26 protein-coding genes, 1 tRNA gene, 1 other RNA gene and 1 pseudogene are annotated in these 23,773 nt (G+C 68.4%); 17 read left to right on the top strand and 12 right to left on the bottom strand.

The annotated features are described in order from the left end of the window. Positions 1-11: 11 nt before the first annotated feature. From purD to ffs, 3 genes are all read right to left on the bottom strand, one after another. Entirely contained in the window at positions 12-1,265 is a 1,254-nt protein-coding gene (gene purD / locus AQJ91_RS18425; RefSeq protein ID WP_067022423.1) for a phosphoribosylamine--glycine ligase, read from the bottom strand. 295 nt (positions 1,266-1,560) lie between these two features. Continuing rightward, entirely contained in the window at positions 1,561-3,945 is a 2,385-nt protein-coding gene (locus AQJ91_RS18420) for a DNA polymerase III subunit gamma and tau (protein WP_067022421.1), read from the bottom strand. A 56-nt stretch (positions 3,946-4,001) separates the two neighbouring features. Next, an RNA gene (ffs, locus tag AQJ91_RS18415) (signal recognition particle sRNA small type) lies at positions 4,002-4,100 on the bottom strand. Positions 4,101-4,172: 72 nt separating this feature from the next. Between ffs and AQJ91_RS18410 the strand changes: the two genes are divergently transcribed. Continuing rightward, positions 4,173-4,260: transfer RNA gene (locus AQJ91_RS18410), tRNA-Ser, on the top strand. Between the two features lie 106 nt (positions 4,261-4,366). Here AQJ91_RS18410 and AQJ91_RS18405 read toward each other — a convergent pair. Beyond that, positions 4,367-5,596: a tyrosine-type recombinase/integrase gene (locus tag AQJ91_RS18405; RefSeq protein WP_067022419.1), complete on the bottom strand. Its 1,230-nt coding sequence runs from the start codon at positions 5,594-5,596 to the stop codon at positions 4,367-4,369. Between the two features lie 10 nt (positions 5,597-5,606). Then, a complete protein-coding gene (locus tag AQJ91_RS18400; protein WP_067022417.1) occupies positions 5,607-5,903 on the bottom strand; it encodes a helix-turn-helix domain-containing protein in 297 nt (98 codons plus the stop codon). A gap of 558 nt (positions 5,904-6,461) precedes the next feature. Between AQJ91_RS18400 and AQJ91_RS18395 the strand changes: the two genes are divergently transcribed. Both AQJ91_RS18395 and AQJ91_RS18390 read left to right on the top strand, forming a co-directional pair. After that, positions 6,462-7,307, top strand: a complete 846-nt coding sequence (locus AQJ91_RS18395; RefSeq protein ID WP_067022416.1) for a type II toxin -antitoxin system TacA 1-like antitoxin — start codon at positions 6,462-6,464, stop codon at positions 7,305-7,307. Beyond that, complete coding sequence (locus tag AQJ91_RS18390; protein WP_067022619.1) at positions 7,297-9,063, top strand: relaxase/mobilization nuclease domain-containing protein; 1,767 nt, start codon at positions 7,297-7,299, stop codon at positions 9,061-9,063. The genes AQJ91_RS18395 and AQJ91_RS18390 overlap by 11 nt, the downstream gene beginning before the upstream one ends. A gap of 42 nt (positions 9,064-9,105) precedes the next feature. On the opposite strand, the gene AQJ91_RS18385 is transcribed toward AQJ91_RS18390, so the two are convergent. Next, positions 9,106-9,663, bottom strand: a complete 558-nt coding sequence (locus tag AQJ91_RS18385; RefSeq protein WP_067022413.1) for a GNAT family N-acetyltransferase — start codon at positions 9,661-9,663, stop codon at positions 9,106-9,108. Between the two features lie 175 nt (positions 9,664-9,838). On the opposite strand from AQJ91_RS18385, the gene AQJ91_RS18380 reads away from it, so the two are divergent. The 11 genes and pseudogenes from AQJ91_RS18380 to AQJ91_RS55665 form a co-directional block, all read left to right on the top strand. Continuing rightward, positions 9,839-10,069, top strand: coding sequence for a hypothetical protein (locus AQJ91_RS18380; RefSeq protein ID WP_067022411.1), 231 nt, complete (start codon positions 9,839-9,841; stop codon positions 10,067-10,069). Continuing rightward, a complete protein-coding gene (locus AQJ91_RS18375; RefSeq protein ID WP_199847959.1) occupies positions 10,047-10,559 on the top strand; it encodes a DUF6879 family protein in 513 nt (170 codons plus the stop codon). Before AQJ91_RS18380 ends, AQJ91_RS18375 begins: the two co-directional genes overlap by 23 nt. 27 nt (positions 10,560-10,586) lie before the next feature. Next, entirely contained in the window at positions 10,587-11,432 is an 846-nt protein-coding gene (locus AQJ91_RS18370; protein ID WP_067022409.1) for a helix-turn-helix domain-containing protein, read from the top strand. A gap of 96 nt (positions 11,433-11,528) precedes the next feature. Continuing rightward, positions 11,529-11,912: a hypothetical protein gene (locus tag AQJ91_RS18365; protein WP_067022407.1), complete on the top strand. Its 384-nt coding sequence runs from the start codon at positions 11,529-11,531 to the stop codon at positions 11,910-11,912. Continuing rightward, entirely contained in the window at positions 11,909-12,451 is a 543-nt protein-coding gene (locus AQJ91_RS18360; protein ID WP_067022406.1) for an NUDIX hydrolase, read from the top strand. Before AQJ91_RS18365 ends, AQJ91_RS18360 begins: the two co-directional genes overlap by 4 nt. Positions 12,452-12,534: 83 nt before the next feature. Next, entirely contained in the window at positions 12,535-12,774 is a 240-nt protein-coding gene (locus AQJ91_RS18355; RefSeq protein ID WP_067022404.1) for a hypothetical protein, read from the top strand. Between the two features lie 60 nt (positions 12,775-12,834). Further along, a complete protein-coding gene (gene dapF, locus AQJ91_RS18350; RefSeq protein WP_067022402.1) occupies positions 12,835-13,635 on the top strand; it encodes a diaminopimelate epimerase in 801 nt (266 codons plus the stop codon). Next, positions 13,632-14,723: a D-alanine--D-alanine ligase family protein gene (locus AQJ91_RS18345; protein ID WP_067022400.1), complete on the top strand. Its 1,092-nt coding sequence runs from the start codon at positions 13,632-13,634 to the stop codon at positions 14,721-14,723. The genes dapF and AQJ91_RS18345 overlap by 4 nt, the downstream gene beginning before the upstream one ends. 37 nt (positions 14,724-14,760) lie before the next feature. After that, complete coding sequence (locus AQJ91_RS18340) at positions 14,761-15,282, top strand: C39 family peptidase (RefSeq protein WP_067022398.1); 522 nt, start codon at positions 14,761-14,763, stop codon at positions 15,280-15,282. Then, complete coding sequence (locus tag AQJ91_RS18335) at positions 15,282-15,644, top strand: glutamate ligase domain-containing protein (RefSeq protein ID WP_199847958.1); 363 nt, start codon at positions 15,282-15,284, stop codon at positions 15,642-15,644. The genes AQJ91_RS18340 and AQJ91_RS18335 overlap by 1 nt, the downstream gene beginning before the upstream one ends. Positions 15,645-15,713: 69 nt before the next feature. Then, a pseudogene (locus tag AQJ91_RS55665) lies at positions 15,714-15,948 on the top strand (hypothetical protein); the annotation flags it as partial. 830 nt (positions 15,949-16,778) lie between these two features. Here the strand turns inward: AQJ91_RS55665 and AQJ91_RS18330 are convergent. Together AQJ91_RS18330 and AQJ91_RS18325 are read right to left on the bottom strand one after the other, a co-directional pair. Continuing rightward, positions 16,779-18,053, bottom strand: coding sequence for a hypothetical protein (locus tag AQJ91_RS18330; protein WP_159054602.1), 1,275 nt, complete (start codon positions 18,051-18,053; stop codon positions 16,779-16,781). Between the two features lie 341 nt (positions 18,054-18,394). Continuing rightward, entirely contained in the window at positions 18,395-19,117 is a 723-nt protein-coding gene (locus tag AQJ91_RS18325; protein WP_067022395.1) for a hypothetical protein, read from the bottom strand. A gap of 418 nt (positions 19,118-19,535) precedes the next feature. Between AQJ91_RS18325 and AQJ91_RS57365 the strand changes: the two genes are divergently transcribed. The 3 genes from AQJ91_RS57365 (at position 19,536) to AQJ91_RS18315 (ending at position 20,539) form a co-directional block, all read left to right on the top strand. Further along, on the top strand, positions 19,536-19,691 hold the full coding sequence (locus AQJ91_RS57365) for an IS1096 element passenger TnpR family protein (RefSeq protein ID WP_267891208.1): 156 nt from the start codon (positions 19,536-19,538) through the stop codon (positions 19,689-19,691). Between the two features lie 144 nt (positions 19,692-19,835). After that, positions 19,836-20,117 (top strand): CopG family transcriptional regulator, encoded by a 282-nt coding sequence (locus AQJ91_RS18320; RefSeq protein ID WP_079085043.1) that lies wholly within the window; start codon positions 19,836-19,838, stop codon positions 20,115-20,117. Next, the gene (locus AQJ91_RS18315) at positions 20,114-20,539 is read left to right on the top strand and encodes a PIN domain-containing protein (RefSeq protein WP_067022391.1); all 426 of its coding nucleotides are present in this window, start codon (positions 20,114-20,116) and stop codon (positions 20,537-20,539) included. Before AQJ91_RS18320 ends, AQJ91_RS18315 begins: the two co-directional genes overlap by 4 nt. A gap of 358 nt (positions 20,540-20,897) precedes the next feature. Here AQJ91_RS18315 and AQJ91_RS18310 read toward each other — a convergent pair whose 3' ends face one another. The 4 genes from AQJ91_RS18310 to AQJ91_RS54455 form a co-directional block, all read right to left on the bottom strand. After that, positions 20,898-21,179 carry a type II toxin-antitoxin system RelE family toxin gene (locus AQJ91_RS18310; protein ID WP_067022610.1) on the bottom strand — a complete coding sequence of 94 codons (282 nt, stop codon included), beginning with the start codon at positions 21,177-21,179 and terminating at the stop codon, positions 20,898-20,900. Positions 21,180-21,183: 4 nt separating this feature from the next. Further along, positions 21,184-21,465 carry a type II toxin-antitoxin system Phd/YefM family antitoxin gene (locus AQJ91_RS18305; protein WP_234382486.1) on the bottom strand — a complete coding sequence of 94 codons (282 nt, stop codon included), beginning with the start codon at positions 21,463-21,465 and terminating at the stop codon, positions 21,184-21,186. Positions 21,466-21,820: 355 nt separating this feature from the next. Continuing rightward, on the bottom strand, positions 21,821-23,200 hold the full coding sequence (locus AQJ91_RS54460) for a hypothetical protein (protein ID WP_199847957.1): 1,380 nt from the start codon (positions 23,198-23,200) through the stop codon (positions 21,821-21,823). Continuing rightward, the gene (locus AQJ91_RS54455; RefSeq protein WP_199847956.1) at positions 23,197-23,673 is read right to left on the bottom strand and encodes a 2OG-Fe(II) oxygenase; all 477 of its coding nucleotides are present in this window, start codon (positions 23,671-23,673) and stop codon (positions 23,197-23,199) included. Before AQJ91_RS54455 ends, AQJ91_RS54460 begins: the two co-directional genes overlap by 4 nt. Positions 23,674-23,773: the final 100 nt, after the last annotated feature.

The following is a 23,773-nucleotide window of genomic DNA, read 5'->3' as shown; positions in this document are numbered from 1 at the left end:
GACGGGGCGGGCTACGCTTCGGCCGCCGCCTTCGCCGCGATGTCCGTACGGTGCTGGGAGCCGTCGAGCTTGATGCGGGCGACGGCCTGGTACGCGCGCTCGCGGGCCTTCGTCAGGTCCTTGCCGGTCGCCGTGACGGACAGGACGCGGCCACCGGCGCTGACCACGGCGCCGTCGGCGCGCTTGGTGCCGGCGTGCAGGACGTAGGCGTGCGGGGCGTCCTCGGCGGTGACCTCGTCGAGGCCGGTGATCGGGTCGCCGGTGCGCGGGGTGCCCGGGTAGTTGTGCGAGGCGATGACCACGGTGACCGCGGCGTCGTCGCTCCAGCGCAGCGGCTCCAGGACGTCGAGGTCGCCCTTCGCGGCGGCCAGCAGGACGCCGGCCAGCGGAGTCTTCAGGCGGGCCAGCACGACCTGGGTCTCGGGGTCGCCGAAACGGGCGTTGAACTCGATGACGCGGACGCCTCGGGAGGTGATCGCGAGGCCGGCGTAGAGGAGGCCGGAGAACGGGGTGCCGCGGCGGTGCATCTCGTGGACGGTCGGCTGGAGGACCGTCTCCATGACCTCGTCGACCAGCTTCGGGTCGGCCCACGGCAGCGGGGAGTACGCGCCCATGCCGCCGGTGTTCGGGCCCTCGTCGCCGTCCAGGGCTCGCTTGAAGTCCTGCGCGGGCTGGAGCGGGACGACCGTCTCGCCGTCGGTGATGGCGAAGAGGGAGACCTCGGGGCCGTCGAGGTACTCCTCGATGACGACGCGGTCGCAGCCGGCGGCGTGCTCCTTGGCGGCGTCGAGGTCGGCGGTGACGACGACGCCCTTGCCGGCGGCGAGACCGTCGTCCTTGACGACGTACGGGGCGCCGAAGGCGTCGAGGGCCTCGGCGACCTCGTCGGCGGTCGTACAGACGTAGGAGCGGGCCGTCGGAACCCCGGCCGCCGCCATCACGTCCTTGGCGAAGGCCTTGGAGCCCTCCAGCTGCGCGGCCTCCTTGGAGGGGCCGAAGACCGGGATGCCGGCCTCGCGCACGGCGTCGGCGACCCCCGCGACAAGGGGTGCCTCCGGGCCTACGACCACCAGCTCGGCGCCGAGTTCCGTGGCAAGCGCGGATACGGCCGTGCCGTCCAGGGCGTCGACCTGGTGCAGCTCGGCGACCTCGGCGATGCCGGCGTTGCCGGGGGCGCAGTGCAGCGCGGTGACGTCGGGGTCGAGGGACAGGGAACGGCACAGGGCGTGTTCGCGGGCGCCGCTGCCGATGACGAGGACCTTCACGGGGTCAGCCTAACGGGGTTTTTGTGCGGGGTTCCGAAGGGGTGGGGGTCGGTGGCTTGTAGGTTCCTCCGAAGCATGGCCCGGCGCGGGGGTGAACGTCCCTGGGGGCTCCGCCCCCAGACCCCGGCCTACGCCCACCCACCACCGACTCGGTTGGGGGAGGGGTGGGCGGGAATGTGGTGGGGATGGGGTGAGGGGTGGGGGGGGGAGGGTGGGCGCAGCGACGGGGGTGGGGTGGTCGGGCGGGGATGGGGGTTGGTCGGGCGGGGCGCCTTGGGCCCGGGGCCGCGGTCTCCTACTCGTTGTTCGAGAACTCCTCCACCACCGTCGCGCCCAGTTCCCTCACGATGAGCTCGTGGCCGGACAGGGCCGATTCGTTGAGGTCGGGGTCGTCGTCCTCGGGGACGTCGTCCTCGATGGCCACATAGGGCGGCGGCTCCGGGGCGGAGGGCTGGGGAGCAGGGGTGGGGGTGGTGTTTGGCGCCGGGGATGCCGCAGGCGGCGGGGTGGGGGCGGGGGGTTGCGGGGGCGCCGGGCGCTGGGGGGCCGTACCGCCACCAGCACCGCCGTAGCCGCCACCTCCGCCGGTACCGCCACCGCCGTAGCCGCCACCGCCTCCGAAGCCGGAGGCACCACCGGTCGTCGGGGGCGCCGGGGCGCCGCCGCCGGACGGGTCGACGACCGCCTCGATCTTCCACTGGACGTTGAACTGCTCTGCCAGCGCCTGCCGCAGTACGTCCTCGCTGCCGCTGCTCGCGAAGTTGTCGCGGGCACCGGCGTTGACGAAGCCGATCTGGAGGGTCGTGCCGTCGAAGCCGACTACCTGGGCGTTCTGGCTGAGCAGGATCCAGGTGAACCGGCGGCGGTTCTTGACCGCCTCCAGGATGTTCGGCCAGATCATGCGGGGGTCCACGCCGCCGGTCGGGGGGGCGTAGGTGGGTGCGGCCGCGGGGGGCGCGGCCTGGGGTGCAGGTGTGGGCGCGGGTGTGGTCGGTGCGGGCTGGGACTGGGGTTGCGCGCCGGCGCCTGCCGGGGTGGCCGTGGGCCAGCCTCCGGGGCGGCGGCCGCTGCCCGCTGCCATGGGGGTGGGCCAGGCGCCCGGGGCGGGGGCCGCGGGAGCCGGGGGTGTGGGTGCCGGGGGTGTGGGTGCCGGGGCGGGTGGGGCTGGGGGTGGCTGCGGGGGTTGCTGCTGGTGGCCGGTCGGGGGCTGCTGGGCGGGGGGCTCGGGCGCGACCGCCTGCCCCTGCCCCTGGCCCTGGACATAGCCCCCGCCCTGCCCCCGGCCCATGGGAGCGCCCTGCGCGCCCTGTGGCACCGGCGCTCCACCGGGCGCGCCGGCACCCGGCGAACCCGCGCCGCCAACCGCACCGGCCCCGGGTGCCCCCGAAGCCCGTACCGCGGCCCGGACCGCAGCCGCTCCGCCCCCCGGCGGAACCTGCGCGTCGCCGGGCATCGCTGCCCCGTGGGCCTCGGGCCCCGGGACGTAGCCCACCGCGGGCATGCTGCCGCCCGCGGAGAAGTTGACGCCCCGCTCGATGCGGTCGAGGCGGGCCATGACCGACCGCTCGTCTCCGTAGGCGGCGGGGAGCAGCACGCGTGCGCAGATGAGCTCGAGCTGGAGGCGGGGCGAGGTGGCGCCGCGCATCTCGGTCAGGCCCGCGTTGACGAGGTCGGCGGCGCGGCTGAGTTCGGCGGCGCCGAAGGTGCCGGCCTGGGCCTGCATCCGCTCGATGACGTCGGCGGGGGCGTCGATGAGGCCCTTCTCGGCGGCGTCCGGCACGGCGGCCAGGATCACCAGGTCCCGCAGCCGCTCCAGCAGGTCGGCGACGAAGCGGCGCGGGTCGTTGCCGCCCTCGATGACGCGGTCGACGACCTCGAAGGCGGCGGCGCCGTCACCGGTGGCGAAGGCCTCGACGACGGAGTCGAGGAGCGAGCCGTCGGTGTAGCCGAGGAGGGAGGTGGCCATGGCATACGTCACACCCTCCTCCTTCGCGCCGGCGAGCAGCTGGTCCATGACGGACATGGAGTCACGCACGGAACCGGCACCGGCGCGCACCACGAGGGGCAGCACGCCCTCCTCGACGGGGATGTTCTCGCGCCCGCAGACCTCGCCGAGGTAGTCGCGCAGCGTCCCCGGGGGCACGAGCCGGAAGGGATAGTGGTGCGTCCTGGACCGAATCGTCCCGATGACCTTTTCGGGCTCGGTGGTCGCGAAGATGAACTTGAGGTGCTCCGGCGGCTCCTCGACGACCTTCAGCAGTGCGTTGAAACCGGCCGACGTGACCATGTGGGCCTCGTCGATGATGTAGATCTTGTACCGGCTGCCGGCCGGCCCGAAGAAGGCCTTCTCGCGCAGCTCACGCGCGTCGTCCACACCACCGTGCGAAGCGGCGTCGATCTCGATGACGTCGATGGAGCCCGGGCCGTTGCGCGCCAGGTCACGGCAGGACTGGCACTCACCGCACGGGGTCGGCGTGGGCCCCTGCTCGCAGTTCAGGCACCGGGCCAGGATGCGGGCGCTGGTCGTCTTTCCGCATCCGCGCGGCCCGCTGAACAGGTACGCGTGATTGACCCGGTTGTTCCGCAGCGCCTGCTGCAACGGGTCGGTGACATGCTCCTGCCCAATGACCTCGGCGAACGACTCCGGGCGATAGCGGCGGTACAGCGCGAGAGACGACACGCATACGAGGTTATAGGCGCCCACTGACAACAGGCTCCGCCCGAGCCGCCCCCGGCAACGCAAGCGCCCCCCACGCACCCGCCAGAGCCAACCTACCCTTGCTGCCTTCCGGCCCTGGGGGAGTTCAGTCAGATAGCGCCGCGTGAGGGGCTGCGCCCACAGTACCCGATGCCGGCCAGCGGGAACGAGTTCGCGAGCACTCCTCAACGTCTTGTATTGTTTGCGGCGGAGGATTCGCCTAGAGGCCTAGGGCGCACGCTTGGAAAGCGTGTTGGGGGCAACCCCTCACGAGTTCGAATCTCGTATCCTCCGCCAGTGCCTCACCGGGCACGATGTCGAAGGGCCCCACCGTTCGCGGTGGGGCCCTTCGACGTTGTCCGTCTCACTTTCCGTCTCAGTTGGGTATCGCTGACTTTCCGTCTCAGTCGGCCTTCGGCGGCTCCCAGATCGCGTCTCCGATTTGCTGGGCGACCTTGCGGAGCATCGGGCCGGTGATGTGCATGTAGCGGGCGCGCATACGGGCCGCTCCCCCAGGCTCCCATCCCATGATCGAGTCGACCACGACGTCCGGGACGCCGAGGATCAGGAGGACGGTCGCGGCGGTGTGGCGGGCGTCGTGCAGCCGGCCGTCTCGTACGCCCGCGTCCCGGAGCAGCCGCTTCCAGACGTGGAAGTCGGTGTTGGGGCTCAGCGGCCTGCCGGTCGGCGAGGCGAACACGTACCCCGTGCCCTCCCAGTCGGCGCCGGCGGCGGCGCGCTCCCGCTCCTGGACCTCCTGATGCTGGCGGAGAACCTTGATCAGCGGATCGGGCAGACCGATGGTGCGCCGTCCCGCCCGCGACTTGGTGGACTTGTGCTCGCGGCGGGTCTGCTGCCGCTTCGGGCAGTAGCCCGCCTTACGGCCGCAGGGTTCGCCCTCGCAGCCGTGGGCGTACTTCGGGCGCAGCCGGTTTTTACGGATGCGGACGTACCCCGCGTCCAGGTCGACGTCTTCCCAGTGCAGGCCGAGCGCCTCCCCCTGGCGGAGACCGAGCGCCAGGGCGACGACCCAGCGCGCACTGTTGCGGAGCTTGGCCGCTTCGACGAGGAGGCTCCGCACCTCTTCGATCGTGTACGGCTCGATGTCCTCCTCTTCGAGCCGGGGAGCCTTGGCGATCTCGGCCGCGTTGCTGACGACGTGCCCGCGTCGGACCGCTTCACCGAGGGCGACCCGGATCGTGCGGTGCGCGTGATGAGCGGTGCCAGCGGAACTCCCGGAGGCCTGCATCTTTCGATAGAAACGCTCCAGGTGCTCCGGCTCCAGACGGTCAAGCTTGTGAGCGCCGAGGCCGGGGACGAGGTGGACGCGGACGTCGACCTCATAGCCGTCGTACGTGTTCTCGGAGACGTACGGCTTGGCGATGTTCTCGACCCAGTGCTCAAGCCAGGCTTGGAGAGTCCAGCTCTGCCCCGGCTTCCTGAGCTTCTTGTCGTCCCTGGCCCGCTCCATTTCGCGGACGGCCTTGGTCACCTCGGCCTTGGTTTTGCGCTCGATATGGCGGCGGTCGGGCTTGCCGTCATCACGGACGCCGACCGTCACCCGGCCGTGCCATTTGCCGTCCTTGCCGAGGTAGATCGAGGAAGCGCCGTTGGGCTGTCGGGACCTTGCCATGCCAGCCCCCTCAGGCCGCGAGGGCGACGGTCGACGCCGGCGCCTGCGTATGGGCTGCGAGGTAGCTGTCGAGCGCTCGAACGGGGACACGGCGCAGTCGGCCGATCTGGACGGACTGCACCTCACCGGAGGAGACGAGGGCGTACATCGTGGTGCGGCCGACACCGAGACGCCGGGCCGCCTCCTCCACTGTGAGGGCGACACGGGTGGAGCCCTGCTCAGACGCGGTGTGCTCCTGCACGGCGTCGAGAAGTTCCTGCTGAGTGATGCCGAGCAGATCGGCGAAGCGGGCAAGCAAAGCAGACATGAGGAGATGCCTTTCGGCGGTCGCGGGGCAACGCGAACCGCTGGGTGAGTGCATGGGATGGGCGGTGAAATGGCCCGACGTCCGTCCCTCGGCGTTCGTAGCACCGGGGACTGCGGGCAGACGGCTATTCGGCCGAAGGGCCGGCGCCCTCGCGGAGCGGGTCTCCGGGCGAGTTCGGAGCCGGATACAGCCGGTCGGGCGCCCCGCTCTCGCCTCCATCACGCGGCTCGCCGACGTCATCAGCGCCGCACACCCCGACGGCGCCGGGCTGACCCGCGACAACGCCCAAAAGGCGCTTCAGGAAGCCGGACTCGGGGCCGGCACCGACCGCCTGACCGGAAGCCATCTCCCTGGCCCGTCAGCAGGCAGAGGCACGCCCACACCCCATCGAGTGAGCCTCTGCCTCGAAGGCCATCGCCCGGAGGCTGACCGCTTCCGGGCCGTGCCCTCCTTCTCGGCCTCTACCCGAGAAGCCCAGCACGGCCAAATCGCCAAGCCCGAACACATTGACCTCCTGTCAGCACCCCTCGGCGATCCAGCACTGGAGCACCACCCGCAATGAGCCCCAACCCCTTCTCCCGTAAGAACAACCGCACTCACGCCGCACGCACACGGCAGGCTGCAGCCCCGCACCGCGACAACACGACGGACCGCACCTCCGTCAACAGCGGAGCGAGCTGGGGCGAAGTCCACATCGCCGGTGGCGATGCGGACTTCGCGCTCGGATCCGCCCCGGGGGAGGCGGACCAGGCCCGTGCCCAGCGGGGCACGGACCACGGGGTGGTGGAGGCTGAGCGCGACCTCCACCAGGACCAGCGTGCCGTCGACCACTCCGATCCGAGCGAGCCCGCCGTCGATGCCGCGCGCTTCGCACCAACCATCACCGCCGACGCGTTCGTACACCGCGGCATCGCCGCGTACGACGTCCCCGCCCCCGCCCATGACGACACCGCACCGGGCTCCGCACGTCGCCGACGGCTGAGCGAGGTGCTGTACCGGCCGCGCTCCGGAATCAAGCGTGACGTGCAACTGACCTGCTCGGCCGAACCGGCGGAGCGCGACTTCATCGATCGCGCCGCACGCGAGGCGAAGCGGTCCCGCTCGGCCTTCCTGATGGACGCGGCGCTGACATTCGCCCACGCCTACCTGCCCGACCAGCGTCCCGCCGCAGTCCCGGCGCTGCCCTCGCCGCAGGCGACCCAGGAGCTGATGGTGTTGTTCGGCAGGCTGCTGCGGGAGTTCCACCGCATCGGCTCGAACCTCAACCAGATCGTCCGCGCCATCCACAGCGGCGACCTGCCCGACCGCGCCGAGCAGGTCCTCGACGAACTGCACGAGGCCGCGCGGCTGGCGCGTCACGCGCTGGACCAGGTCCTGGCGGGTAGTGGTCGCCGTGGTGCCTGACGTCTCCACCGGGGACCGCACGCGCGGCCTGCTCTCCTACCTTTTCGGACCGGGCCGCCGTAACGAGCACACCGACCCGCACATCGTCGCCGCCTTCGCCCTGCCCGGGATCACCGACCCCGGACGCGTCCCCCTCGAAGAGCACCAAGCCGCGCTCTCCGAACTCGCGCGCTACCTCGACCAGCCGGTCGAGCTCCGCAGGCAGCGCACTGGGAAGAAGGTGCCCCAGCACGTATGGCACTGCCCTGTCCGCACAGCCCCCGGCGACCGCTACCTCACCGACGCCGAATGGGCCGAGGTCGCCCGCCGCGTCGTCCACGCCACCGGCATCGCCCCGCACGGCGACGACGCGGGCTGCCGGTGGATCGCTGTACGGCACGCCGAGGACCACATCCACATCATGGCCACCAGCGTGCGCGAGGACGGCCGCCGCCCGCGCAACAAGCGCGACGGCCAGCGCGCCCAGGCCGAGTGCCGCAAGATCGAGATCGAACTCGGGCTTCGGCGCCTGAAGTCCGGCGACGGCACCGCCCCGAAGACACCCACAGGGGCCGAAGTGGCCAAGGCCGAGCGCCAGGGCCGCAAGACGACCACGCGGCAATGGCTGCGCGAGCACGCGTACGCCGCCGCAGCAGCAGCGCGCGACGAACACGAGTACTTCGCCGTACTCACCGCCCTGGGCATCAAGGTCCACACACGACTCGGTCCGCAGACCGGCGAGACCACCGGCTACAGCCTCGCCGCCCCCGGCGACACCGACGCCACGGGCAAACCGGTCTTCTACGGCGGCTCCAGCCTCGCCCCCGACCTGTCACTCACCCGGCTGCGCGAACGCTTCACCCCGGCGACCACCGACGCAGCAGCCACGGTCACGGCCACGGCCCGTGTCATCAGCCGGAACGCCAAGAGCGACGCCTGGAGGCGCGCGGAGACAGAACTGCGCACCACCTACACCTTCTTCCTCGAACAGCAAGACGAACAGGACCCCGAGTCGTTCGACAGGCAGGCACAGGCCCAAGCGGCAGCGTTCGCCGAGTTGCTCCACAACGCCGCCGCCACCGCCCCGAAAGCCGCCCGAGCCGAACTACGTGCAGCGGCGGTCGCGTTCGACCGGGCGAACCGCTCTGCGATCCGCGCCGAACACCAGAGCGCTCACGCCCTGCGGCAGGCAGGCAAGGAGCTGATACGCGCTCTCGGCGGCGGCGAGGACGGCTCCGCCGTGGCCGCCCTGCTGGCTACGGCGGTGTACGTACTGATCGCCCTGGACCACTGGCACCAACAACGCGGACACGAGCAGCAGGCCGCCGCCACACGGCAATCCCTCACCCACCTGCACGCCGCCTACCAGCGCACCGCCCAGCCTGTGCTCGCCCACCTGGCCGAACGCACTCCCGGACCGGACGAGACCCGACGCCTGGCCGCGGCCGTCCAGGCGGTCGTACCCGAGCACGCCCAGCGCATCCTCACCGACCCCGCCTGGCCGGCCCTCGCCACAGCCCTGGCCCAGGCCGAGTCCGCCGGAACTCCACCCCGGCCCGCACTCACCGCTGCCGCTGGACAACGCGAACTGGACAGTGCCGACCACCCCGCCCAAGTCCTCATCTGGCGACTCCGCAGCGACACCGCCAACCAGGCGAACGCCCGTACCCGCGCAGCCACCGCCCGCACCCGCCGAGCGACGACCGTCACCACCAAGCCCACCCCCGCCCCGACCGCCGTCCAACAGCCCGACCACTCCACGCGCCGCAAGCGTTAGCCGCCGTCCTCGTCCTCTCCGAACGTGTGGTGGGCCGTGCCCTTACTCCGGTGCGGTCGGCCACCATTCGCGGTCGAGCATCGCGTGCACGACCGAGTCGCGCCACTTGCCGGCCTTCAGGATGTGTTCACGGATGGTGCCCTCTTCGACCATGCCCGCGGCCGTCATGGTCTTCGCCGATGCCTCGTTGAGCGGGGAACGCGCTCCCCAGACGCGGTGCAGGCCCAGGTCGTCGAAGCCGAGGCCGAGCAGGAGGCGCACGGTCTCGAGCCCGTAGCCGACGCCCCAGGCGTCGGGGCGCAGCGCGAAGCCGAAGGTGGCCGCGCGCTGCTGGTGCGGGTCCATGGCGATCCGCCCGAACCCGACCAGTCGCCCGGTGTCCCGCTCGATGGCGGCGAGGGCGTACTCGGTGCGGGGTTCTTCGGTGGCCGACGCGATGGACCGGGCCACGATCTGGGCGACCTGGTCGCGGGTGCGCGGCTCGAACGACAGGTGCTCGGTGGCCTCGGGGCTGCCGTAGACGGCGAGCACCTCGTCGACGTCCTCCATGGTGAGTTCGCGGAGGCCGATGCGTGGGCCGGAACGCGTGACCGGGTACATGCCAGGGACCTTACCCGCGGGGCAGGGCGGGGCGGCTGCTCTTCGTCGCTCTGACCCCGGCCGCGTAAGGTCAACTTCCGCGCTCCTGGCAAGTTTCGGCAAGTTCCTCGTTTCACGGCATCGCCGCGGGCAAGCTCTGGCACAGAGATCGTTACCGGCATCCGAGGAGGACATCATGGCCCTGCGTAAGCTCGGTAAGGACCCGGAGAGTCCCAGTGGCGGCTCCCCCACCATCTACCTCGACGAGGAAAAGGACAGCTACCTCGTGCAGGGGCTGAAGGTGGAGGACATCGAGCGCCTCGGGCAGATGGACATCCCCGGCCACGAGTCGGTGGTGGAGATCCCCCGGCGCATGGTGCAGTTCTTCCTGGAGGTGAAGAAGGTTGACGAGGACCCCGACGTTTGAGGAGCTGTTCCGCGACTGCCAGAGGACGGCCGTCCATCTGGAGATGCGCGACGCCTACATGAAGTCGGACCCGGCCTTCATTGACTGGAGGGCCGGCCTGACACTCGACCCGGCCGAGCGCTGGGGCGACTGGCACAGCATCGTCACGGAGGCGACCTCGCGAGGCGTCGAGGTCCGCCGGGCCCGAGTCGTCTCGACTCCCGTCAGCGAGTACATCCGCTTCGAGTACGACGTGACGGATGGACTGAACATCGCCGCCGGCGAAGACGTGCGCTGGCTCTCCCGGCGAAACGCAACGGGCCTCGCGTTTCCGGGCAACGACTTCTGGCTCTTCGACTCCAGCCTCGTTCTCGTCAACCACTTCGATGGCGAAGGCGAGAACATGGAGGTGGAACTCACGGAGGACCCCGAGGTGGCAAAGCTCTGCGAGTCGGCCTTCGAGGCCGTGTGGGCGCGGGCAACACCGCACGCAGAGTTCCAGCCGGCCTGACAGCTCGAACAGCATCATCGCAGCGACATGACATCGCCATCTTCGAGCGTTCAGGAAGCCCGCAAGGCCCTGGGGAAACGCCTGAGCGAAATCCGGCTCGAAGCCGGGCTCACCAAGCGAGCGCTGGCCAACAGTCTCGGCTGGCATGAGTCGAAGTGTTCGCGCTTCGAGAGCGGCACGCGTCCGCCCTCGGAGCGCGACCTTCGTGCGTGGGCCGCTGCTTGCGGTGCGGAGAGCGCGGCCGAGGATCTCGTCTCGACAGCCCGCGGCATCGAGGGCATGTACGTCGAGTGGCGCCGGATGGAGCGCACCGGTCTGAAGCAGGCCCAGGAGTCCGTCCTCCCCCTGTGGGAACGCACCCAACGCTTCCGCATCTACTCGCCGTGGCTCATTCCCGGCCCCGTGCAGACGGCCTCGTACATCACCGCACTGCTCACCTCTATTCGCGACCGCCGCGGCCTCATTGATGACGTGCCGGCGGCCGTCAAGGTGCGTGTGGAGAAGCAGCAGATCGTGTACGGCAATCACACGTTCGCGATCCTCCTGGAAGAGGGAGCACTCCGGAAGCGCATAGGCGGGACGGATGTAATGGCCGGCCAACTCGGCTATCTGCTCAGCGTTATGGCGCTGCCCTCGGTGAGTATCGGCATCATCCCTGAAGACGCTGACCGTTCCAGCCTCTGGCCCGTCGAGGGCTTCTTCCTGTACGACGACCACACCGTCCACGTCGAACTCGTTTCGGCTCACCTCGCCGTCACGCAGAAGCACGAACTTGCCATGTATGCCCAGACGTTCACGGATCTGGCCGAACTTGCCGTCTACGGCCCGGCGGCGCGTGAACTCATCACGGCAACCATCGAATCCCTGGGGTGAATGCCGGGCAAGTTCCGGCACACTCGTAGAGCCCCTCCTGTCGCCCTTCTTAGCGTTACCGGCACGGCCGGAAACGCGCACTGAAGGGGCGAGACGGTGATCACTGTGGCAAGTAGTGGCAAGGCATCAAGAGCAACCGACAGCGAGGGTACCGAAGTTCTCCCAGTCGCCGTCGAGACGATTTCGGAGAGCACCGAGGCAGCCCTCTCCATGCAGATGGCCACCTCCACCCGCAAGGACATGGACGCGTCTCTGCCGGAGATCGTCGGGCACCTCAACCTTCTACTCGGCGAGGATCTGGGGGCGGACGAGGACGTGCGGGAGCTGTTCCGCAAGGGGTACCGGCTCATCGACCTGCAGAACCGCCCGACCGCGGAGACTCCGTCGTTCGGCGTCTTCATCTACCTCCGTGATGTCGCCGACATCACGCGAAGGCTCCTGTGGATCTACACACAGCGCCACGGGCTCGGTGCCCCGTGAGTATCCGGGAGGACCAGATCGTCCGGGAGCTGTCCCACTACATCTACGAGCACCCTGACGAGCAGATGGCGCTGATGCCGGTGTACGACGCCGCCCGCGACCACGCACAGCGCGGGACCTGCACCCACAGCCGGCGCTGCCCCCTCGTGACGACGGGCGCGGTCATCGTCGACGAACACCATCGCGTCCTGTCCCTGTGGCATGGAGAAGCCTTCGCCCTAGCCGAAGCAGAGCCGGAGGAACAGGACGACTCGCTCGGAGGAGCGGCCCTGCGTCTGCTGGCCGAGGCGGTAGGCATCCGGGACGTGTGGACGGAACCCGACAGCGATGGCCCCTTCCTGATCGACGTGACCAGAGCGGGCCGACACAGGTACGGCCCCCGCCTCCGGATCGGCTTCAGATGCCTCTTCCGCGCCCACTCCGGCGCCATCACTCCCATGGTGATCGAAGCCGGCGCAGCGGCCTGGATGCCCCTCAGGGAGATCGGTATCCCGTCAGTCCGCGACCGCCTTCACGGCCACCTGGTCGGCGCCCCGTGAGCCCGCGAAACCAACAACTCTGCTATGTGGCAAGCCTCTTGGCACTCGGCGGTTCGATCCTCCTGACCATCTGGAGAGGCTGAATGTACGAGCGCCGCACCACCGAACCAACGTCCATGCCTCCCCTCGGCACCATCCCCGGTTACAGGCAACCAAGCGATGTCCGCATAGGCGATTTCGTGTTCATCGACGGGTTGTACCTGCGGGTTCGCGACATGAGGTCCGCCGGCACCGCGGGGCGCCGGGTTCTGATCTTCGACGGGCACTCCCCGTGGGTCATGAAGGAGTCGGCGACGACGTATCGGCCCGTCGAACTCCTCTGACCCGAAGCTCCATTCAGCCATCACGAGAACTGTCACCTCACGCCAGCGAGGAGCTTTGCCATGCGCTTCCGCAAGATCCACGGAGCGGGGAACGACTTCGTCCTGTTATCCGACCCCGTGCCGGACGGCGAGAAGGACTGGCCAAAGGAGGCCGAGCGCCTCTGCGCCAGACGAACCGGCGTAGGCGCGGACGGCCTCGTCATCAGCAGCCTGATCAGCATCAGCCCGGTCGTCCTCGAAGTCGGCTGCTTCAACGCTGACGGCTCGATCGCGACGATGTGCGGTAACGCCCTGAGGTGTACCGCCTGGGCCGCCCACCATGACCACGGCTTCCGCGAGATGAGCCTCCGCATGGCGGGGGTGATGCACGAGGCGATCGTGAGCGACGACTCTGTGTGGGTCACGGCCGAAATCGGCGCGGTCCACCCCCGACGAGTTCAGACCGTCATCAACGGCAAGCCGACCTGGTTCGACAGCGCCCACACCGGCACCGACCACGTCGTCGCCATCGTGGACGACGTGGACGCCATCGACGCGGTACTCGTCGGACGCCTCGTCCGCCACCACGCGGACCTGGCCCCGCTGGGCACGAACGTCAACTTCGTACAGGCCGCCGGCAGGCAGGCGTTGAAGATCCGCACCTACGAGCGCGGCGTCGAGGCGGAAACCCTGTCATGCGGGAGCGGAGCCGTCGCGGCTGTTGTCATCGCCACCCTGCGCGGCCTCGTGTCGCCGCGCGCCGTCACCGTCCACAACCGCGCCGGAGAGCCGCTCACGGTCCGGCCACATCCCGCCCGACCGAGGCGGACTCACTGGGTCGGCGGGCCGGTCACCAATACCTTCGAAGGGGTCCTCGCATGACTCAGTTCCTCAACCCCAGCTCCGCTCTCGCGGTGCGGGAGGCCGCCCAGAGCCTTCGCGACTGGCAGCGCGACCGAGAGGGGCTCGGTGTCGCCCTCGTCTACGGGCCGGTATCAGCAGAGGACCGGCTCTACCACTCGAAGTGCCCCGTGGACCAGCGTTCCGTGACCGCCCTGTCCGAGGCCCTCGACGACATCGGTGCCCGCTGGGAAGTGGTGAACCCGTGCGAGCCGGACTTCATCACGGAGTTGGCAGGGTATGACGTGGCCCTCTCGAACCTTCACGGTCCGTACGGAGAGGACGGGAGGCTGCAGGGGCTGCTCGACTACCTGCGCGTGCCGTACTGCGGCAGCGGAGTCGCAGCGTCTGCGGTGGCCGCCGACAAGATCCTCTGCAAGCGGGTGATGTTGAGCCTCGGCGTCCCCACGCCGGGATGGTGGGTGTGGTCCGGAGGCCCGATGCACTGGAACGGGCGGGCCGCGATGGTCAAACCGCCCTTCGGCGGCTCCAGTGTGGGCATGAGCCTGGTACGCGAACAGGCGGACCTTCCCAGGGCGCTGGCGGACGCTGCCAGCAAGGAAGGCGACGCCGTACTGGTCGAGGACTACCTGACCGGCGTACCACTAACCGTGGGACTCCTGGAACTACCCGGAGGCGCGGTCGTCGTACTTCCCCCGCTGGTCACCGAAGCCACCGAGGCGGAGTTCTACGACGCCGACACGAAGCTCGACGTGGAGTCCAGGGGCGCCGTAGCCGTACGGGCAGCCGAGCTGTCACCCGAGGTGCTGGCCAAGGTCACGGAGTACGCCACGACGCTGTGGGACGGGCTCGGGCTGCGTGGATCGGCGCGCGTCGACTTCATCCTCACCGAGGACGACCAGCCGTACGTGCTGGAGGTCAACAGCACGCCGGGCATGTCCCGTGACAGCAACTTCGTGGTGGGCGCCGCGATGGTCGGACTCACGCACACGGATGTCGTAGTGGCGATGTTGCACGAGGCGTTGACCCGACCGCCATACGATGTTCCCCTGCCCACTCCCGCGTTCTCCAGCAGCACTCTGACTCGGGAGGCTGCCGTCTCACCGTAGGAGCCCGCCCACTGTGTCGCGCGTCCACGATGTCCCCATGTGCCGACAGCTCATCGCCCCCGAGGAATGGGATCTGCACGGAGGATGGGCACTCGGGGACAGGCTTGAATGGTCCAACCGGGCGTGCGGCCTGGCGTCGCTGAGAATGATCCTCCTCGCCTACGGGCGCAAGGCACCCACGGTCACGGAACTGCTGAAACTCGCGGTCAAGAACGAGGTTCTGACCCCGCGTGGGGCGCTCCACGCGGGGATCGCGAGCCTGGCGACCGACCTCGGCGTCCCGTCGGCCGCGGAGCCCGTACCGGTCGAAGATCTACTCGCCCGCCTCGATGTCGCACCCGTCATCGTGTCCGTCACCGAGCAACTCCCCGACGACGGCCGTTCGGGAGGCCACCTCGTCATCCTTCGCGGCTACGAGGACGGCCCCGACCCGACGCTCTTCATCCGGGACCCATCGGCCTGGGGCCAGACGCACCATCGAGTCCCCCTGAGTCGCCTGTCCCCTTCCTACGCCGGCCGCGCGATCACCTTCGCGCCCTTGAACAACGGAGAGTCTTGATGCCCGAGGCAGACGGCGACACGACCGAGGCCGCAGGCGGCCGAAGGATCGCCGTACTCGGAGAGATGCTGGAGCTGGGCGACGAAGCCGTGGAAGCCCACCGCCAGGTTGGGCGCATGGCAGCGGAGAACGGCGTCGATCTCATCGTGGCGGTCGGCGACACACTCGCCAAGCAACTCGCCCTCGCGGCGGGCGCGGCAGGCGTGCCGGACATCGCGATGGTCGGCGACAACGGCACAGCCGCCGCCTACCTGGCCTCCATCCTCCGCCCCGGCGATGTCGTTCTCGTGAAAGCGTCCCGCGGTGGACAGCTCTGGCAGATCGCCCAAGCACTCACCGGGCAGCCGGTCACCGGCCTGTAAGCAACCGTCGGCCTGCTGGCTTGCCGACGCTGGTCGCACGGATTGTCTCCACAGTCGTGGGCGTACTTGATCTCATCGGCACTCGACCCCGAGGCATCCGACGAGGCATGGGTCTGGCTTTACCAAGGCCGCATCGCGACACGGCACGTTCTCCTGGCAGCGAGCCCTGCACCGCCTCCGTCACCCACGACAGCACCCGCATCACTGGACCATCCGACCCGTGATCTTCCTGCCGCTCGCACACCGCAAGAGCACCGAACTCCCCGCCTGCACACAGGACTTCAAACCCCACGCATCCGACTGAGTTACAACCTTCTTCACGGGTTCAAGGCGGCGAGCTCCGCTCGCCGCGCGCGGCCCGGCCCCCCGGCCGGGCCTGCGCTCATGTCTCCGCCCCGCTCCAGCCCGGCCGACGCCCATGCCGCGCACACAGCATGCAGCCGCTTTCCGTCAGAGAGGGGGTACGTCGTGGCTGGGGCGGTCGGCTCCACGGCTTTACGGAGCCACTTTGGCGCGAGCCTCGAAGATCATGGCCCCACCGTCGTGCTTTACCGGGCAGGTCCACAGACTGCCCGACGCGCCGGAAGCTTACGGGGCCATGATCACTCGCGCCAAAGCAGCGCCACCCCAAAGCCGCTCCACCGACCTCGGTGCTCACCAAGCCTGTGATCGCCGCATGGTGCGCCGTCCGAAAACAGCTGAAGCCCCGAACCAACGGCCCGGAGCTTCAGTCTTGATCTACTTGTGGAGACCCAGGCCCTTCACGACCTCTGGCACGTCACGGCTGTCGCACCGGCAGAGCGCAACGAGACCGAGCGTGAGACGGACCACAGGCCGGGCGACAAAGCCCACAAATATCGCGATTTCGAGCAGCACAGACTACACCCTTTGAGGAAACGGGATGTAGTCGAGCTGAGAAAAAAGAGGGCTCGCAGGGCCCAGCGCACCAGCTCAACCTACAAAGGAAATACTCGAAGTAGGCGAACCACAATGCTCGCACACTTGAACCTGTGAGTCAAGGAGACAACCCACGAACCGCGTGCCCCAGCCGTGCCCGATGGTGCGGGAACTCACGGGAAACCACGGTGCGAACGGGCGCCGAACAGCGCAACGGCCCCTGACCGTATGACCTGGTCAGGGGCCGTTAGCCGCCGGCGCTTGACCGTCATCTCTGATTTGCTGGCTTCGGGTGGATTGTGGCGGCTGCTTATTCGCAATGAGTGCGGGCAGTCGCTGATGCAGGTCGGTAAGCTTGGACAGCAGAAGAGTGCCGCATCGAGTGACAGCGCCAGAGGTGGCCAGTTGAGCAGTCACGTGCTTGTCGGCCATCACCACGTCGCAATACGGAATCGCCACCGCCATGGCATCGGCGTCGTAGAGGTCGTTACCCGTCCAGGTCTTATACGAATTACGGAAGTTGCGTTCCATCAAGGTGGTGGTGACAGCGGCGCTCGGGACGTCCTCCAAGAACGCGACCATCCAGTCCGCACCTTGAGCAATGAACGTCTCCAAGGTCATGCCGTACTCCGGGGCAATCACCTCAATGAAATCTATGAGTTCCCACGCAATGTGCCGGGCCTGGACGATGCGTTCCAGTTTAGCCCGCATGCGGGGATCGGCAGCCAGCATGTCAGCAAACTGCTGTTCGTGGGCAACGCGCTTGGCATGGTTTGCGAGCACAAGCTCGGGCCGGTATCCACCTGCCCGCAACTGGGGGATCTCCTCAGGTGTAGGGCCAATGAGGAACATCATCTCTGTCAGTGCTCGACCGCAGGTTGTCAGTTCGTGTACCAACTCAGGCGAGATATCTATGGCCTGGCCGTCTGTCCGGCGGATGGTCAGCCGACGGGTATCACCGTGAGCGAATGAAACCCCGATACCAAGAGTCTTCAGCGGCGCCGGCAGTGGCAAGCCCTGACGTGACGCCAGTGCGGCACGCATCTGATGACAAACCACGTTCTTCATGCTGGTGAAAGTGGCGAAACCGCTGATCTCTGCAATGACCTCGGCGAGATGAGTACGCTGCCGCAGAAGACCAATCTTACTGATCTCCTGGTAGAGGCTGCTGGTCAGAGGCACCAGTATCTCGCCAGCGGCGGCTCGCACGCGCAGATCTTCGTAGATCGGTCGATCCTTCTCGGAACCGGCCTTTCCGAGCCGGGCCCTGGCCAGAGCGATCCAGTCCTTTGTGTCCAAGTAGACCTTGACTTTATGATCATGATCGCTTCCGAGCAGTGGAAAATCGCTGGCCTCACTGATGATGCCAAGGGCAAACGGCAACGTGGCTACATCGAACCCGAAGGATTGAGCGGCAGCGCGCAACTGCGGCGGGATCCTGAACAAGGCGACATCCTGGAGAGATCGAGCAGATTTGATTTCATTTTCCATGTCCGGAGTGGGTTCCTGCATCTGAATTATGTACTGCCGCCAGGACCTGAGGTACCCAAGTAGCCGAACACTGCGAACGCCCCCGATGGGGATCGGCGCCAGGTTGACCGTCGCTGTCGTCGCGGAAGCTGGAGTAATCGGTGGCTCGTCCCCGCTTAAGGGATCACGACCGCAGCACCGTTCAGGCTCCTGCGCCCACTCCTGGCATGGCTACCCCCCGCCAGATCCGTGCCAGATCGGGCGGGGAACACCGGGGAACACCGGGGATCAAGTCATCGGCCATCCCGGGCGCCGGAGCTTCGCCATCGCAGGTCAGCACAGCAACCGCCACCAAGAAACCCGAGCTTCCCAAGCTCAGAGCTTCAGCCAGATGTCTGGTGACCCGTCGCTTCTCCGCCGTTCAGCACGTTACTGATCTCCAGAAGGCGGCCCTCGGCCAGAGCGAAGGCGTTGCCAGGGTTTCGGTACGAATGACCGCCGTCGTTGATGCAGACGCCGTCTGCCAGCCTCCAGTGAGCAGGAGCCCATTGGCCCTGGTTCTCAAGGAGCATGCTCGCCACGTCGGCGGGCTCTTCGATCAAGGTGAGAGCGCTGAGCGCGGCGGTGAGGGCGGCGGTTGCGTCGTCGGGAATTCGCGCGTCGCCAAGTGTGGGGAAGAGCAGCAAGAGACGGGCGTCTGGGTCGTCAACGCCCTTTGTTGACGGCTGTCGAGCAGCGGACAGCAACTCCGCCCAGGCCATGCCTGGACCCATGAAGTGACCGTCATCCACAGCGAGGGTTTCCGCTGCCGGCCAAGTCGGGTGATGTATCAGGTAGTCCACCCCTCGGTCTCCGTCGAAGTTGCGGTAGACGACGTAGATGGTGTGGCCGGAGCGGAGGGGCACGCTGAACATCGGCCACTCCTGCTCGGCGGAGAGCACACGGTAGAGCTCCATGGCCGCGTCCCAGTCAGCTCCGAACGCGGCTCGTTGCGCGTCCTCGCCACGCAAACAGGTGCCGAGGTGCACGGGCCAGAACAACGGATCGTCAAGGTAGGCGCCGCCCTCGACGAGGGGGCCGCCTTCATATCCGGGGATCTTCAACACGCGAGGATGATGGCATGAGGGACCGACACCACCAGGGCGTGAGGGTCGGCCCCGCTCCGTCTCAGTTCCCGTCTCATTCAGCACCGTTCACGGCCGTTCAGACGAGACCCAGAGCCGCCCCCGCCCCGATGGCCAACCGCCCGTGAACCCAGGTGAACGCCCCCGAACGATGCCCACCACCCCACCACCACAGTTGGAAAGCGTGTTGGGGGCAACCCCTCACGAGTTCGAATCTCGTATCCTCCGCAGCCGCCTGAACAGGCGAAACAGAGCGTCGGACCGCAGTTCGCGGTCCGACGCTCTGGCGTGCCCTGGTCTCAGTTTTGGTCTCATTTATGTGCGGCATCAAAGACATTTCTCCCATGCAGTGAACGCGCCCCTTGCCGGGTGACCACTGGTCACACATTGATGTCCGCCCTTGCCCCGGCTTGGGTGCCCCGGTGCCGGGGCGTGCCCGCCCGAGGACTGCGGCGGCGCTCCCGACCACGGCGATCTCAAAGCGGTCCTCGCCGACCCAGCGCATGAGGAACACCACGCCATGCTGGTGTGGCTCGGACTTCAGTCCGCCACGTAATTCACCCCTGCCCGTTTCGCGCCGGACCAGGCCAACGCGCGGCTGTCGCGCCTCACCGCACCATGAAAGACGAGCCGTCCGGCCATGCAGCGTTCGATGCCGCGCACTGGTAAGGGGTTCGATACCAGGAGTATGGTCTCTTGTATGGCATCAACCAAGAAGGTGACGGTGACGATCCCCGAGGATCTCCTCGACGAGATCCGGTCAGAGGCGGCGGAGCGGGGCCTGTCGGCGTACGTCGCCGAGGCACTGCGCTTCAAGCGCGACCGGGACCGGTTGCGGGAACTGTCCGGCTGGCTGCAGGAGGAACACGGCCCCCTCAGTGAGGAGGAGCGCACGGCAGCGTTCGAGGAGCTCGAGGATCTCGACGCCGAGCACGAGCGTCGCCGCACCGCCGGCAAGCACGACGCCGGAGAGTCCGCGTGAAGAAGCGGGCCGGTGAGCAAACCCAGCGGCCACTGCGCGTCTTCGTACTCGACTGCGAAGCCCTGTCCCTGGCCGTACGAGGCGACCGGAAGATGATCGCCTGGATCGACCTCGCGGCCCGAGGCGAAGCCGAGGTGGTGACGTCTCCTATGACGCTGGTCGAGGCGTACGACGGCAGAACCACCGAGCAGCGCTGGGACTGGGTGCTCTCTCGGCTCAAGGTCGCCGACATCGGAAAGGACGAGGCCCGCCAGGCCCGCCGCCTCCTGGCTGATGCCAAGCTGCACGGCCACAAGTACGCGATCGACGCCGTGCTCGCCGTCATCGCGCGACAGCAGAAGGGACAGGTCACCGTCTTCACCTCGGACGTGGACGACCTGGTACATCTGGTTCCGGACTCGATCGTCGTCAAGAAGGTCTGACCCGGCGTTCTGGTCTCAGTTTTGGTCTCATTCACCGCCGTCCAGCGCCGTACGAAACGCCCGCCATCACCCGCTCCACCGCAGGTCAGAACGCCTCTGCCCCTCGGCGGACCCCCGGACGAACATTTGGAAAACGTGTTGAGGGCAACCCCTCACGAGTTCGAATCTCGTATCCTCCGCACTCGCCTGAACAGGCAAAACGAAGAGTCGAGCCGCGATTGCGGCTCGACTCTTCTGCGTGCCTCGGTTGCAGTTTTGGTTGCGTTTACAGGCGACATTCAGGACATTCCTACAAACAGGCAGGCGCACCCCCCGCGCCCCCGGCGGGCAGTCGGCACCAATCTGCACTGCGGAGGGCCTATGGAACTTGGCGGTAGATGTCGCGACGGTTGCCGACGGCCAGGACCCACACGATCAACTGGTCGTCCTCCATGGTGTAGACAACGCGGTAGTCGCCGACCCTGAGCCGCCAGCGGGCGCTGTGCCCCTGAAGGGCCTTGATGTCGAACGACGCGGTCCCTCCCGCGTCCAGCGCCTTCTGGAGTTCGGCGAGGCGGTAAAGGATGCGCAGGGCGTCCGGGCGCGGGATCTTGAGCATGCCCCGCTGAGCATGCGGCGTGAAGCGCGTGACGTACCCCATCAGGTCAGCCCTGATCGGCACGCAGCAAGGCGGCCATCTCTTCGAGCGAGACCGACCCCTCCGCACCCTCGGACTCGGCTTCGTCGGCCAGCTGGTTGAGCCACGCCTCTTCGGCGTTCTCCGCGATCTCACGCAGGCGCTGGTACTCCTGGATGTCGATCACGACAGCTTCCTGCTTGCCCCTCCGAGTGATGATTGTCGGGGTGTCCTCCCGGCGGGCGCGATCGATGACGTCAGCGAGGTGACTGCGGACATCTGCCATGGATTCGATCACTGGTTCACTCATGTCATGAATGTAGCAGGTGTACATGACGGCCGGGGGGGGTACTGGCAGGCCGCAGCGACGTCGATCTGCGCGCGGCGTTCTCATCCGCCTCTCGATCACGAGGTGAGCCCGCGCACCCCACTGTCATAGAGACCGGGTCGGCACGCGGCTGTCAGAGGGCTGTCTCTCGTAACTCGAAACGCTTCGCCGCCCGGCACCCCGCGACGACTCGGCCGCCGAACAGGAGGTGCGAACAAGTCGCTGCGTAGAGCAATGCCGACGAATCGTTGTGTGCAGGTCGCAAACACCGGCCGAGAAACCCACTGGTCGCACGGCACCCGACCGAGATCAGTAGCCGTTTGCACCACGTCTCGTGTTACGGACTCGGCTCAACTCCGGCCTCGCCGGAAAGGTTCCATGTCGAGACCAGCCAGGTCAGGGCGGCTCCGGCCTGGCGGCGGGTCGCCCGCTCGCGCGAGAACAGCTCCTCGGTCTTCGTCAGCACCAGCGTGTACGGGCGTCCCTGCCGCCTGGTCTGATGGTCTACGGACAGCTCGGCCGTGTCGATCCTGCTGTGCACGTGCCGTCGCCCGTCCTTCGCCAGCGGCCACTCCAGGGTCCGCCGCGAACGGGAGCCGAGAAACGCACCCAGGGTGCCGCACAGCTCGCAACCGCACCCGGCCCATGCCACCGACCAGTCGTCCGCGGCGCGCGGCGCCCGTCGCGCGAGCGCGCCGAGCCGGTCCCCGCACTCCCGTGCCACCGCTGCGAGCCCCGCCGCCCGGGGCTCGCCCTCCGTCTGTTCCCGCGCCGCGTGGCGCAGCATCGGCAGCAGGCACTCCAGGACCGTGTCCGGGCAGGAACGCAACGCTGCCATGATCGGGCCGCGCAGCCTCGTGTCGGCCGCTTCCAGGATGCGCAGCAGCGGCAGGCTCAGCCGCTCCAACCGCGCGCGGCGGATCTCGGCCGGCCCGGATTCGGCCCACAGCCGCAGTTCACCGTCCACCTGGGCCCAGACCCCGGTCAACAGCAGCTGCGCCACCGCCGGACTCCGGGCGGAGCACAGCGCCGCGCACAGCTGGGAAAGCCGCTCGGTCCAGCCGTACCGGTGTTCCTCGAAGCGGTTGTGCGCGCCGCCGAACCAGCCCTCGGTGACCTGGCCCAGCCACGGGACGCCGTACCGCCTCGCCACCGCGGCCATGTCGTCCGCGTGTTCCGGAGTGAGCGCATCGATCCGGAATGGCTCAAGGAGCATCGCGGCGGTCCCGGGCGCCTGAAGGCCCTCGGCCACCCGCAGCGCGTTCCCCAGCTGTCCGGGCTGTACACCGCTGTTCTTCCAGAACGGCGCGAGGGACTCGGCCGCGGCGCGTGCGCCGTCCCGGTCGCCCTTGGTGATGCGGGCCTGCAGTTCCTCGAGTGCCCACCGCGATCCGGCCTCGCTGCGCGCCGCGAAGGCCCGCTCTCGCGGCCACACCACGACCGCGGCCCGCCGGTACCAGCGGTCCAGCGTGTTGCCGTAGTTGCCCATGTAGCCCTCGTACTGGGAGTCATAGGGCTTCAGATCCGCACTCGGGGTACTGGAGCAGCTCTCGTAGTCGTGGACGTACAGCGAGATCTGCTCGCCGCCGGCGCCGTCCGGACCGGTCCACCAGCCGAGGGTGATCTCGTCGTCGATCAGCTCGCCGAGCTCGTGGTCCTCGTCGGCACCCACGCAGGGGTCGTACCCGACCGGTGTGGCGTCCCAGGTCTCCTTCACCTCGGCGAGGGCGAGTACCGTCTCGCACCCCGCCTGGGCGGCCGCGGCACGCTCCGCGTCGGCGCCCTTGAGCCGGTCCCAGCCGAGACCCCGCTGGGTGTACTCGTGATCGAGCAGGTAGACAAGACGGCGGGGCGGATCGAGGTCCTGGCCGCCGTAGCGCGGCCTGGCCGGTGCGTTGAAGTGTTGCTCCTGGCCGGTGCGTTGAAGTGTTGCTCCAGGCAGTGCGCCACGTCGTCGAGCGGGCCGGACTCCCTCTCCGGGGCCCCTCGCTCGGCCAGCAGGTTGAACGTGAGGGTCACCCGGTAGCCGCTCCTGACCGGCGTCACCTCGTGCGGGCAGTCGGCGTAGAAGGCCACCAGGCTCAGCCCCGTCTTCGACGCACGGCAGGTCCGGCTCTGCCCGGCGTGCCCGATGACCAGCTCGCCGCCGGTGTGTGCCGAGGGCAGCGACAGCACCAGCGTGCCCACCATGGCGTCGTCCTTCTCCGAGTTGGGGGAGGAAGAACTGCCCGTTGCCGTACACGAGGAGCGCGTGCAGCTCGGCCCTCAGCCTGCTCGGCGCGGGGAGCCC

This window comes from Streptomyces dysideae, from assembly GCF_001514305.1.
Classification (GTDB): domain Bacteria; phylum Actinomycetota; class Actinomycetes; order Streptomycetales; family Streptomycetaceae; genus Streptomyces; species Streptomyces dysideae.
Note: the sequence above shows the minus strand (reverse complement) of the source record. Positions and strands in the feature narration are given on the sequence as shown.